Source organism: Luteimonas rhizosphaerae (genome assembly GCF_002849595.1).
GTDB lineage: Bacteria > Pseudomonadota > Gammaproteobacteria > Xanthomonadales > Xanthomonadaceae > Luteimonas > Luteimonas cellulosilyticus.
Genome location: NZ_NRQR01000014.1, coordinates 44877 through 54363, shown reverse-complemented (window position 1 = coordinate 54363; position 9487 = coordinate 44877). Strand labels below are relative to the sequence as shown.

Genomic DNA, 9487 nt, shown 5'->3' with positions numbered 1-9487 from the left:
CGATCCGCGAAGGCGGCCGCACCGTCGGCGCCGGCGTCGTCGCCAAGATCATCAAGTAAGCGAAGCACTCCACATGCGGCGGGCGAGAGCCCGCCGTATGTCTGTTTTCGGGGCGGGCACGCGATGACGGACTGAATCCGGCAATTGGCTGTTGCAATTGACGTGATGCTCCCGTTAGAATGCTCGACTCTTCACGGCATGCCCGAAACGGCGTTGCCGCGAAACCGCGAAATGAGGGGCAGGATGCGCCTCGTCTTCGCCAGACACGGACATGTCGCAAGGCTGCGCTCCACCCGCACCGAAATGTTTCGGAGCATGAAGGGATGGAGCGGATCATTGCGTCTGCAGCTTCCTGTCTGGGCAGATCGGTTCGCCGGTCTGCCTTGTCGTTTTGCAAGGGATGCGTCCGGCGCGCGGGTGAATGCGTCGGACTGTCATCGGATTTCATGGGGTTCCGCGCACCCAGCCGCGGGCCCGTCGCTCTTTCAACCAAGGAATCTCCGTCATGACGGACCAAAAGATCCGGATCCGCCTCAAGGCATTCGATCATCGCCTGATCGACCGCTCGGCCAGCGAGATCGTCGAAACGGCCAAGCGGACCGGCGCGCAGGTGCGCGGCCCGATCCCGCTGCCGACCAAAATCGAGCGTTACACCATCCTGACGTCGCCGCACGTCGACAAGGATGCGCGTGACCAGTACGAGACCCGCACGCACAAGCGCGTGCTCGATATCGTCGACCCGAACGACAAGACCGTGGACGCGCTGATGAAGCTCGAACTCGCGGCTGGCGTCGACGTCCAGATCAAACTGACCTAAAGGCCCGCCACCATGACCGCGAAGATTTATTCGTTGGGCATCGTCGGCCGCAAGGCCGGCATGAGCCGCGTGTTCACCGAGGACGGCAAGTCCGTGCCGGTGACGCTGATCGAGGCCACGCCCAATCGCATCACCCAGATCAAGACCCAGGAATCCGACGGCTACAGCGCCGTGCAGGTGACCGTCGGCAGCAAGCGCGCCGTGCTGGTCAACAAGCCGGAAACCGGCCATCTCGCCAAGGCGAAGGTGGAAGCGGGCCGCGGCCTGTGGGAACTCCGTGTCGCCGATGACAAGATCGGTGACTTCAGCGTCGGCGGCGAGATCAAGGCCGACATCTTCGAAGTGGGCCAGCTCGTCGACGTCCAGGGCGTCACCAAGGGCAAGGGCTTCCAGGGCACGATCAAGCGCTGGAACTTCAAGATGGGCGACGCGACCCACGGTAACTCGCTGTCGCATCGCCAGCCGGGTTCGCTCGGTCAGCGCCAGACGCCGGGCCGCGTGTTTCCGGGCAAGAAGATGTCCGGTCACATGGGTGCGGTGCAGCAGAGCACGCAGCGCCTGCAGATCGTCCGCGTCGACGCCGAGCGCGGCCTGATCGCCGTCAAGGGCGCAGTCCCGGGCGCGCCGGGCGGTGACGTGATCGTGCGTCCGTCGAGCAAGGCATAAGGAGTAGCACGATGGAACTCGCAATCAACAACAGCAGCACGAAGCTGTCGGTTTCCGACGAAGTCTTCGGCCGCGATTTCAGTGAAGACCTGGTCCACCAGGTCGTCGTTGCCTACCGCAACGCCGGTCGCGCCGGTACCAAGGCGCAGAAGACCCGTTCGGAAGTCAACGGCACGACCAAGAAGTCGAAGAAGCAGAAGGGCGGCGGCGCGCGTCACGGCGCGCTGACGGCGCCGATCTTCGTCGGCGGCGGCGTGACGTTCGCGGCCAAGCCGCGCAGCTTCGCGCAGAAGGTCAACCGCAAGATGTACCGCGCGGCGATGTCGGCCATCCTGTCCGAACTCAATCGCCAGGGTCGCCTGACCGTGGTCGAGGCGTTCGACCTGAGCGAGACGAAGACCAGCGGCATGGTCGCCAAGCTCAAGGAATTCGATCTGGGCAAGCGCCCGCTGATCGTGACCGAAGAAGCGTCCGAGCATCTGTACCTGTCCGCCCGCAACCTGCCCTACGTCGAGATCCGCGACGTCCAGGGCCTGGATCCGGTCGCGCTGGTCGGTGCCGACACCGTGCTGATCACCACCGATGCGGTGAAGAAGATCGAGGAGTGGCTGGCATGAACGACGCCAAGCTCTATGAAGTGATCCGTGCGCCGCGCGTGTCCGAAAAGACCGCGCGCCTGCAGGAAGTCTCCAACCAGTACGCGTTCGAAGTGTCGACGGTCGCGACCAAGGCCGACATCAAGGCCGCGGTCGAGAAGCTGTTCGGCGTGACGGTCGAGGCTGTCAACGTGTTGAACGTGAAGGGCAAGAACAAGTCCTTCCGTCAGCGCCAGGGCAGCCGTGGCGACTGGCGCAAGGCGTACGTCAAGCTGGCCGACGGCCAGTCGATCGACGTCATGAACGCGAAGGTCTGAGGAAGCCCCGATGCCATTGATGAAATTCAAGCCCACTTCTCCCGGTCGCCGTTCGGCGGTCCGCGTGGTGCACCCCGAGCTGCACAAGGGCGCCCCGCACGCTGCGCTGGTCGAGAAGAAGAGCAACACCGGCGGTCGCAACCACCACGGCCGCATCACCACCCGTCACATCGGTGGTGGCCACAAGCAGCACTACCGCATCGTCGATTTCAAGCGCGACAAGGAAGGCATTCCGGCGCGCGTCGAGCGGATCGAGTACGACCCGAACCGCACTGCGCACATCGCGCTGCTGTGCTACGTCGATGGTGAGCGTCGCTACATCATCGCCCCGAAGGGCCTGAAGGCCGGCGATCAGGTGATCGCGGGTTCGGATGCGCCGATCAAGACGGGCAACACGCTGCCGCTGCGCAACATCCCGGTCGGTTCGACGATCCACTGCATCGAGATGAAGCCGGGCAAGGGTGCGCAGATCGCGCGCGCCGCGGGCGCCGCCGTGCAGCTGATCGCACGCGAAGGCGTCTTCGCGACCCTCCGCCTGCGGTCGGGCGAAGTGCGTCGCGTGCCGTCCGAGTGCCGCGCCACCATCGGCGAAGTCAGCAACGACGAGCACAGCCTCGAGAAGCTGGGCAAGGCCGGTGCCAAGCGCTGGCGCGGCGTCAAGCCGACCGTCCGCGGTGCGGCGATGAACCCGGTCGACCATCCGCACGGCGGTGGTGAGGCCAAGGCCGGTCAGGGCAACCCGCATCCGGTTACTCCTTGGGGCGTCCCGACCAAGGGCTACAAGACCCGCCATAACAAGCGGACGCAGCAGTTCATCGTGCGCGATCGCAGGAGCTGATAGACCATGGCACGTTCACTCAAGAAGGGTCCGTTCGTCGACCACCACCTCGTCAAGAAGGTGGAAGCCGCGGGTTCCAACACCAAGAAGCCGATCAAGACCTGGTCGCGTCGCTCGATGGTCCTGCCGGAAATGGTCGGCTTCACCATCGCCATCCACAACGGCAAGAACCACGTCCCGGTGCTGGTCAACGAGAACATGGTGGGCCACAAGCTCGGCGAGTTCGCGCTGACCCGGACCTTCAAGGGTCATGGCGGCGACAAGAAGTCGGGCAGGTAAGGAGCGCACAATGGACAAGGCAACAAAATCCAGGCTCGAAGAGCAGAAGCGCGCGCGGACCGAGGTCAACAAGCGCACTGCGATTCTTCGCACCGCCCGCATCTCCCCGCAGAAGGCACGTCTGGTCGCTGACCAGGTCCGTGGCCTGCCGGTCGAGCGCGCCGTCGGCCTGCTGAAGTTCTCGGACAAGAAAGCCGCCCACATGATCAAGAAGGTCGTGGAGTCGGCGATCGCGAACGCGGAGAACAACGCCGGCGCCGATGTCGACGCGCTGACGATCTCCACGATCACAGTCGATGAAGGTCCGACGCTGAAGCGCTTCATGGCGCGTGCGAAGGGACGCGGTACCCGCATCCTCAAGCGCACCAGCCACATCACCGTCGTCGTGGGAGAGGGCAAGTAATATGGGACATAAAGTTCATCCCACCGGTATCCGTCTTGGTATCTCCAAGGACTGGAACTCCAAGTGGTACGCCGGCAAGAAGGAATTCGCCGACTACCTGGCGGCCGACCTCAAGGTCCGCGAGATGCTGCGCAAGCGCCTCGCCCAGGCCGGCATCAGCAAGATCCTGATCGAGCGACCGGCCAAGACCGCGCGCGTGACGATCCACACCGCCCGCCCGGGCGTGGTGATCGGCAAGCGTGGTGAGGACATCGAGAAGCTGCGCAAGGACGTCAGCGACATGATGGGCGTTCCGGCGCACATCAACGTCACCGAAGTCCGCAAGCCGGAGCTCGATGCGCAGCTGGTCGCCGAGTCGATCGCGCAGCAGCTCGAGCGCCGCATCATGTTCCGCCGCGCGATGAAGCGTGCGGTCGGCAATGCGATCCGCCTCGGCGCGCTGGGTATCAAGGTCAACGTCGCCGGTCGCCTCAACGGCGCCGAGATCGCGCGTTCGGAGTGGTACCGCGAAGGTCGCGTGCCGCTGCACACGCTGCGCGCCGACGTCGATTACGGATTTGCCGAAGCGAAGACGACCTACGGGATCATCGGCATCAAGACCTGGATCTACAAGGGAGAGATCTTCGATTTCTCGCAGGTGGGCCAGGAGAAACAGGACGACACGCCGCGTGGCGATCGCAACGACCGCGGTGACCGCGATCGTCCGCGTGGCCCGCGTCGTGACCGCGAGTCGAGGGACTAATCATGCTGCAACCCAAGCGCACCAAGTACCGCAAGATGCACAAGGGCCGGAATGAAGGCCTGGCATGGAGCGGAAATGCAGTCAGCTTCGGCGAGTTCGGCCTCAAGGCCACCGCGACCGGCCAGCTGACCGCACGTCAGATCGAAGCGGGTCGCCGGACCATCAGCCGTCACGTCAAGCGTGGTGGCAAGATGTGGATCCGCGTGTTCCCGGACAAGCCGATCACCAAGAAGCCGATCGAAGTCCGCATGGGCTCCGGTAAGGGCGGCGTCGAGTACTGGGTCGCACAGATCCAGCCCGGTCGCATGATTTTCGAGATCGAAGGCGTGGAAGAGACGGTCGCACGCGAGGCGTTCCGCCTGGCGGCCGCCAAGCTGTCGGTCACCACCTCTTTCGTTACCCGGACGGTGCGCTGATGGCTACGACCAAGGAACTCCGCGAGAAGTCGGCCGACGAGCTGCAGACGCATCTCATCGACCTGCACAAGGAGCGTTTTTCGCTCCGCATGCAGAAGGCCACCGGCCAGCTGACCAAGACGCATGAAGCCCGTCGGGTGCGCCGCGAGATCGCGCGCGTCAACACCCTGATCGGTCAGAAGAAGTAAGGACCAGACCATGACTAATACTGATAAAAAGCAGCGCACGGTCCAGGGCCGCGTGGTCAGCAACAAGATGGACAAGACCGTGACGGTGCTCGTCGAGCGTCAGGTCAAGCACGCGCTGTACGGCAAGTACATCCGTCGCTCGACCAAGCTCCACGCCCACGACGCCGAGAACGCCTGCCAGGAAGGTGATCTGGTGAAGGTGGTCGAGATCGCGCCGATGTCGAAGACCAAGAACTGGCGCGTGGCGGAAATCGTCGCGCGCGCCGCCGAATAACGAGGAGGGCATACCATGATCCAGATGCAGAGCCACCTCGATGTGGCGGACAATAGCGGTGCCAAGGAAGTGATGTGCATCAAGGTGCTGGGCGGCTCGAAGCGCCGTTACGCCGGCATCGGCGACATCATCAAGGTGTCCATCAAGGAAGCGATTCCGCGTGGCAAGGTCAAGAAGGGCGAAGTCTACGACGCCGTCGTGGTGCGTACCCGCAAGGGTGTGCGTCGCGCCGACGGTTCGCTGATCCGCTTCGACGGCAACGCCGCCGTGTTGCTGAACAACAAGCAGGAGCCGATCGGCACCCGCATCTTCGGGCCTGTGACCCGCGAACTGCGTTCCGAGAAGTTCATGAAGATCGTCTCGCTCGCACCTGAAGTGCTCTGAGCGGAGGACACAGAAATGGGCAATCGAATCAAGAAGGGCGACCACGTGGTCGTCATCGCCGGCAAGGACAAGGGCAAGCGTGGTGATGTGGTGCGCGTTCTCGGCGACAAGGTCGTCGTGGCGAACATCAACATCATCAAGCGGCACACCAAGCCGAACCCGCAGGCCGGGCAGCCCGGTGGCGTGATCGAGCGCGAAGCGCCGATCCACGCATCGAACGTGATGCCGTTCAACCCTGCCACCGGCAAGGGCGAGCGCATTGGAACCAAGACACTCGAGGATGGACGCACGCTGCGCGTGTTCCGCTCGAGCGGTGAGGCGCTCGACGCCTGAGGATGCAGAAATGAACACCCGTCTCGAACAGTTCTACAAAGATGAAGTCGTGCCGAAGCTGATGAAGCAGTTCGGCTATGACAACGTCATGCAGGTCCCGCGCCTGTCCAAGGTCACGCTCAACATGGGCGTGGGCGAAGCGGCGGCGAACAAGAAGATCCTCGAGAACGCCACCGCCGACATGGCCAAGATCAGCGGCCAGAAGCCGCTGGTGACCAAGTCGCGCGTGTCGGTCGCCTCGTTCAAGATCCGTGACGGCTGGCCGATCGGTTGCAAGGTCACGCTGCGTCGCAACCGCATGTACGAGTTCATGGATCGCCTGATCAATGTCTCGCTGCCGCGCGTGCGCGACTTCCGTGGTGTCTCGGCTCGTTCGTTCGACGGCCGCGGCAACTACAACATGGGCGTGAAGGAACAGATCATCTTCCCGGAAATCGACTTCGACCAGGTCGATGCGATCCGCGGCATGGATATCGCCATCACCACCACCGCACGTACCAACGAAGAAGCCAAGGCCCTGCTGGAAGCCTTTCGCTTCCCGTTCCGCACCTGATCGAAGGCAGAGCACTCTATGGCTAAGACATCCATGATCAACCGCGAGGTCAAGCGCACCAAGCTTGCCAAGCAGCACGGCGCCAAGCGCGACGCGCTCAAGAAGATCATCAGCAGCACGACCGCGAGCTACGAAGAGAAGGCCGACGCAGTGACCAAGCTGCAGAAGCTGCCGCGTGACTCGTCGCCGGCGCGCCAGGTCAACCGTTGCGCCCTGACGGGCCGCCCGCGTGGCGTGTACAGCAAGTTCGGACTCGGCCGCAACAAGCTGCGCGAAGCCACCATGCGTGGCGACGTGCCGGGCCTGCGCAAGGCCAGCTGGTAATCCAGCCGGCCTCGGGTTTCACGGGTCTGGCGTTCCGGCGCCGGACCTGTAGAATACCGCGCTCCCGCAAGACCCCGTTCCGTTCGGCGCGGGCACAAACAGAATTCGCGAAAGCGGATATCGGTGCACTCAGAAGGTAATCATCATGAGCATGACTGATCCCATCGCCGACATGCTGGTCCGCATTCGAAATGCGGCAGCGGTTGGCAAGCAGACGGTGAAGATGCCGTCGTCCAAGACCAAGGTCGCCATTGCCAACGTCCTGAAGGACGAGGGTTACATCGGCGACATCCGCGTGACCGAGAACGGCGCCAAGACCGACCTCGAGATCGTGCTGAAGTATTTCGAAGGCCGCCCGGTCATCGAGCGCCTGCAGCGCGTGTCGCGCTCCGGCCTGCGCCATTACCGCGGCAAGGACGCGCTCCCGAAGGTCCTCAACGGCCTCGGCGTCGCCATCATCTCCACCTCGAAGGGCATCATGACCGACTCCAAGGCGCGCCAGCAGGGCGTCGGTGGTGAAGTCCTGTGCATCGTGGCTTAAGGGAGTCCGAATCCAATGTCCCGTGTAGCCAAGAAGCCGATCGCCCTGCCGAAGGGCGTCGAACTCAACATCCAGCCCGAGCACGTCAGCGTCAAGGGGCCCAAGGGCACTCTGTCGCTCGCCAAGCCGGCTGACATCGAAATCCGGATCGAGGACGGCAACGCGCTGCTCTCGGCCAACGACCCGTCGCAGATCCCGCTGACCGGCACCCTGCGCGCGATCGTCGCGAACATGGTGCACGGCGTGTCGCAGGGTTTCGAGCGCAAGCTCGACCTTGTCGGCGTCGGTTACCGCGCCGCGGTGCAGGGCAAGGACCTGAACCTGTCGCTCGGTTATTCGCACCCCGTCGTGTACCAGGCGCCGGAAGGCATCACGATCACCACGCCGACGCAGACCGAGATCCTGGTCCAGGGCGCGGACAAGCAGCTGGTCGGCGAAGTCGCCGCGAAGATCCGCAGCTTCCGCAAGCCGGAGCCGTACAAGGGCAAGGGCGTCAAGTACTCCGACGAAACCATCATCCGTAAAGAAGCCAAGAAGGCCTAATCGGCCGATCCGCTTCGGAGAATCACCATGGACAAGAACATCGCCCGCCTGCGTCGCGCCAAGTCGACCCGTGCCCACATCCGCGTTCTCGGCGTGCCGCGCCTGTCGGTGCTGCGCACCGGCCAGCACATCTACGCGCAGCTGTTCAACTCGGACGGCTCGAAGGTCTTGGCGGCCGCGAGCACGACCCAGTCGGACGTCCGCGACGGCCTGAAGAACGGCAAGAATGCGGACGCCGCGGCCAAGGTCGGTCGCGCGATCGCCGAGAAGGCCAAGGCTGCCGGCATCGAGAAAGTCGCGTTCGACCGCTCGGGTTATCGCTACCACGGTCGCATCAAGGCGCTCGCCGATGCGGCGCGCGAGGGCGGCCTGCAGTTCTGATCGAGACGTTGCCGACGGGGAACTCCGTTCTCCGTCGCGCCTGACCTGCCGGCACGGGTTGTGCCGGGCACCTGCCGCCTTCTGCGCGGCACCGTGCGTCACCGATGTATTTCCCAACGACAAGCGGCCAAGCCGTACATCACTCCATCTCAAAGGCAGCAGCAATGGCAAATGAAAGAGACAATCGCGGCCGTGGCCGTGATCGCGAGGAACTCGACGACGGCATGATCGAGAAGTTGATCGCGGTCAACCGTGTCAGCAAGACGGTCAAGGGCGGTCGCCAGTTCACCTTCACCGCGCTGACGGTCGTCGGCGACGGCAATGGCAAGGTCGGTTTCGGTTACGGCAAGGCGCGCGAAGTGCCGGTCGCCATCCAGAAGTCGATGGAGCAGGCCCGCAAGAACCAGAAGCCAGTCGACCTCAACGGCAGCACCCTGTGGCACACGGTCAAGTCGCGCCACGGCGCCGCCAGCGTGTTCATGCAGCCTGCGTCCGAGGGTACCGGCGTGATCGCCGGTGGCGCGATGCGCGCGGTGCTCGAAGCCGTCGGCGTCAAGGACGTCCTGGCCAAGGCCGTGGGTTCGCGCAACCCGATCAATCTCGTGCGCGCCACGATCCGCGGCCTGAGCGAGATGCATTCGCCGGCGCAGATCGCGGCCAAGCGCGGCAAGAAGCTGGAGGACATCGCGCATGGCTAAGAACGAGAACACCGGCGGCACCGTCAAGGTGCGCCTGGTCAAGGGCCTGCGCGGGTCGCAGGCCAAGCATCGCCTGTCGGTCAAGGCGCTGGGCCTTGGCAAGCTCAACGACGTGCGTGAACTGAAGGACAGCCCGCAGGTCCGTGGACTGATCAACAAGGTCCATTACCTGGTGCGGGTCGAGGAGTAATCAG

Annotated in this window: 20 protein-coding genes; all 20 read left to right on the top strand. The window is 63.9% G+C overall.

Translation table 11 applies throughout. The features are described 5' to 3' along the window. The first annotated feature begins 505 nt into the window (after positions 1-505). The 20 genes from rpsJ to rpmD all read left to right on the top strand — a co-directional run bounded on the left by rpsJ (position 506) and on the right by rpmD (position 9483). On the top strand, positions 506-817 hold the full coding sequence (rpsJ, locus tag CJ022_RS07490; protein WP_047137645.1) for a 30S ribosomal protein S10: 312 nt from the start codon (positions 506-508) through the stop codon (positions 815-817). 12 nt (positions 818-829) lie between these two features. After that, a complete protein-coding gene (rplC, locus tag CJ022_RS07485; protein WP_101926040.1) occupies positions 830-1483 on the top strand; it encodes a 50S ribosomal protein L3 in 654 nt (217 codons plus the stop codon). 11 nt (positions 1484-1494) lie between these two features. After that, positions 1495-2100 (top strand): 50S ribosomal protein L4, encoded by a 606-nt coding sequence (gene rplD, locus CJ022_RS07480; RefSeq protein ID WP_101926039.1) that lies wholly within the window; start codon positions 1495-1497, stop codon positions 2098-2100. Further along, positions 2097-2396, top strand: a complete 300-nt coding sequence (gene rplW, locus CJ022_RS07475) for a 50S ribosomal protein L23 (protein ID WP_096297410.1) — start codon at positions 2097-2099, stop codon at positions 2394-2396. Before rplD ends, rplW begins: the two co-directional genes overlap by 4 nt. Positions 2397-2406: 10 nt before the next feature. Further along, positions 2407-3234 carry a 50S ribosomal protein L2 gene (rplB, locus tag CJ022_RS07470; RefSeq protein ID WP_101926038.1) on the top strand — a complete coding sequence of 276 codons (828 nt, stop codon included), beginning with the start codon at positions 2407-2409 and terminating at the stop codon, positions 3232-3234. Positions 3235-3240: 6 nt separating this feature from the next. Next, a complete protein-coding gene (gene rpsS, locus CJ022_RS07465) occupies positions 3241-3513 on the top strand; it encodes a 30S ribosomal protein S19 (protein ID WP_101926037.1) in 273 nt (90 codons plus the stop codon). 10 nt (positions 3514-3523) lie between these two features. Continuing rightward, the gene (rplV, locus tag CJ022_RS07460) at positions 3524-3916 is read left to right on the top strand and encodes a 50S ribosomal protein L22 (RefSeq protein WP_233198642.1); all 393 of its coding nucleotides are present in this window, start codon (positions 3524-3526) and stop codon (positions 3914-3916) included. A 1-nt stretch (position 3917) separates the two neighbouring features. Beyond that, complete coding sequence (gene rpsC / locus CJ022_RS07455) at positions 3918-4658, top strand: 30S ribosomal protein S3 (RefSeq protein ID WP_101926036.1); 741 nt, start codon at positions 3918-3920, stop codon at positions 4656-4658. A gap of 2 nt (positions 4659-4660) precedes the next feature. Beyond that, positions 4661-5074 (top strand): 50S ribosomal protein L16, encoded by a 414-nt coding sequence (rplP, locus tag CJ022_RS07450; RefSeq protein WP_101926035.1) that lies wholly within the window; start codon positions 4661-4663, stop codon positions 5072-5074. Continuing rightward, positions 5074-5262 carry a 50S ribosomal protein L29 gene (gene rpmC / locus CJ022_RS07445; RefSeq protein ID WP_101926034.1) on the top strand — a complete coding sequence of 63 codons (189 nt, stop codon included), beginning with the start codon at positions 5074-5076 and terminating at the stop codon, positions 5260-5262. The genes rplP and rpmC overlap by 1 nt, the downstream gene beginning before the upstream one ends. Before the next feature lie 10 nt (positions 5263-5272). Then, positions 5273-5536 carry a 30S ribosomal protein S17 gene (gene rpsQ / locus CJ022_RS07440; protein ID WP_101926033.1) on the top strand — a complete coding sequence of 88 codons (264 nt, stop codon included), beginning with the start codon at positions 5273-5275 and terminating at the stop codon, positions 5534-5536. Positions 5537-5551: 15 nt separating this feature from the next. Then, complete coding sequence (gene rplN, locus CJ022_RS07435; RefSeq protein ID WP_055246849.1) at positions 5552-5920, top strand: 50S ribosomal protein L14; 369 nt, start codon at positions 5552-5554, stop codon at positions 5918-5920. Between the two features lie 15 nt (positions 5921-5935). Continuing rightward, a complete protein-coding gene (gene rplX, locus CJ022_RS07430; protein ID WP_101926032.1) occupies positions 5936-6253 on the top strand; it encodes a 50S ribosomal protein L24 in 318 nt (105 codons plus the stop codon). 10 nt (positions 6254-6263) lie between these two features. Continuing rightward, positions 6264-6806: a 50S ribosomal protein L5 gene (gene rplE / locus CJ022_RS07425; RefSeq protein WP_101926031.1), complete on the top strand. Its 543-nt coding sequence runs from the start codon at positions 6264-6266 to the stop codon at positions 6804-6806. A gap of 18 nt (positions 6807-6824) precedes the next feature. Then, complete coding sequence (gene rpsN, locus CJ022_RS07420) at positions 6825-7130, top strand: 30S ribosomal protein S14 (RefSeq protein WP_101926030.1); 306 nt, start codon at positions 6825-6827, stop codon at positions 7128-7130. 145 nt (positions 7131-7275) lie between these two features. Beyond that, complete coding sequence (gene rpsH, locus CJ022_RS07415) at positions 7276-7671, top strand: 30S ribosomal protein S8 (protein WP_101926029.1); 396 nt, start codon at positions 7276-7278, stop codon at positions 7669-7671. 15 nt (positions 7672-7686) lie between these two features. Beyond that, positions 7687-8214 (top strand): 50S ribosomal protein L6, encoded by a 528-nt coding sequence (rplF, locus tag CJ022_RS07410; protein ID WP_101926028.1) that lies wholly within the window; start codon positions 7687-7689, stop codon positions 8212-8214. A gap of 21 nt (positions 8215-8235) precedes the next feature. Next, entirely contained in the window at positions 8236-8595 is a 360-nt protein-coding gene (gene rplR / locus CJ022_RS07405) for a 50S ribosomal protein L18 (protein ID WP_101926027.1), read from the top strand. A 164-nt stretch (positions 8596-8759) separates the two neighbouring features. Beyond that, a complete protein-coding gene (rpsE, locus tag CJ022_RS07400; RefSeq protein WP_101926026.1) occupies positions 8760-9293 on the top strand; it encodes a 30S ribosomal protein S5 in 534 nt (177 codons plus the stop codon). After that, positions 9286-9483: a 50S ribosomal protein L30 gene (rpmD, locus tag CJ022_RS07395; protein WP_101926025.1), complete on the top strand. Its 198-nt coding sequence runs from the start codon at positions 9286-9288 to the stop codon at positions 9481-9483. The genes rpsE and rpmD overlap by 8 nt, the downstream gene beginning before the upstream one ends. Positions 9484-9487 lie beyond the last annotated feature (4 nt).

Coding starts and splice junctions, on each gene's coding strand:
- rpsJ (WP_047137645.1), top strand. CDS start 506: ATGACGGACCAAAAGATCCGGATCCGCCTCAAGGCATTCGATCATCGC.
- rplC (WP_101926040.1), top strand. CDS start 830: ATGACCGCGAAGATTTATTCGTTGGGCATCGTCGGCCGCAAGGCCGGC.
- rplD (WP_101926039.1), top strand. CDS start 1,495: ATGGAACTCGCAATCAACAACAGCAGCACGAAGCTGTCGGTTTCCGAC.
- rplW (WP_096297410.1), top strand. CDS start 2,097: ATGAACGACGCCAAGCTCTATGAAGTGATCCGTGCGCCGCGCGTGTCC.
- rplB (WP_101926038.1), top strand. CDS start 2,407: ATGCCATTGATGAAATTCAAGCCCACTTCTCCCGGTCGCCGTTCGGCG.
- rpsS (WP_101926037.1), top strand. CDS start 3,241: ATGGCACGTTCACTCAAGAAGGGTCCGTTCGTCGACCACCACCTCGTC.
- rplV (WP_233198642.1), top strand. CDS start 3,524: ATGGACAAGGCAACAAAATCCAGGCTCGAAGAGCAGAAGCGCGCGCGG.
- rpsC (WP_101926036.1), top strand. CDS start 3,918: ATGGGACATAAAGTTCATCCCACCGGTATCCGTCTTGGTATCTCCAAG.
- rplP (WP_101926035.1), top strand. CDS start 4,661: ATGCTGCAACCCAAGCGCACCAAGTACCGCAAGATGCACAAGGGCCGG.
- rpmC (WP_101926034.1), top strand. CDS start 5,074: ATGGCTACGACCAAGGAACTCCGCGAGAAGTCGGCCGACGAGCTGCAG.
- rpsQ (WP_101926033.1), top strand. CDS start 5,273: ATGACTAATACTGATAAAAAGCAGCGCACGGTCCAGGGCCGCGTGGTC.
- rplN (WP_055246849.1), top strand. CDS start 5,552: ATGATCCAGATGCAGAGCCACCTCGATGTGGCGGACAATAGCGGTGCC.
- rplX (WP_101926032.1), top strand. CDS start 5,936: ATGGGCAATCGAATCAAGAAGGGCGACCACGTGGTCGTCATCGCCGGC.
- rplE (WP_101926031.1), top strand. CDS start 6,264: ATGAACACCCGTCTCGAACAGTTCTACAAAGATGAAGTCGTGCCGAAG.
- rpsN (WP_101926030.1), top strand. CDS start 6,825: ATGGCTAAGACATCCATGATCAACCGCGAGGTCAAGCGCACCAAGCTT.
- rpsH (WP_101926029.1), top strand. CDS start 7,276: ATGAGCATGACTGATCCCATCGCCGACATGCTGGTCCGCATTCGAAAT.
- rplF (WP_101926028.1), top strand. CDS start 7,687: ATGTCCCGTGTAGCCAAGAAGCCGATCGCCCTGCCGAAGGGCGTCGAA.
- rpsE (WP_101926026.1), top strand. CDS start 8,760: ATGGCAAATGAAAGAGACAATCGCGGCCGTGGCCGTGATCGCGAGGAA.
- rpmD (WP_101926025.1), top strand. CDS start 9,286: ATGGCTAAGAACGAGAACACCGGCGGCACCGTCAAGGTGCGCCTGGTC.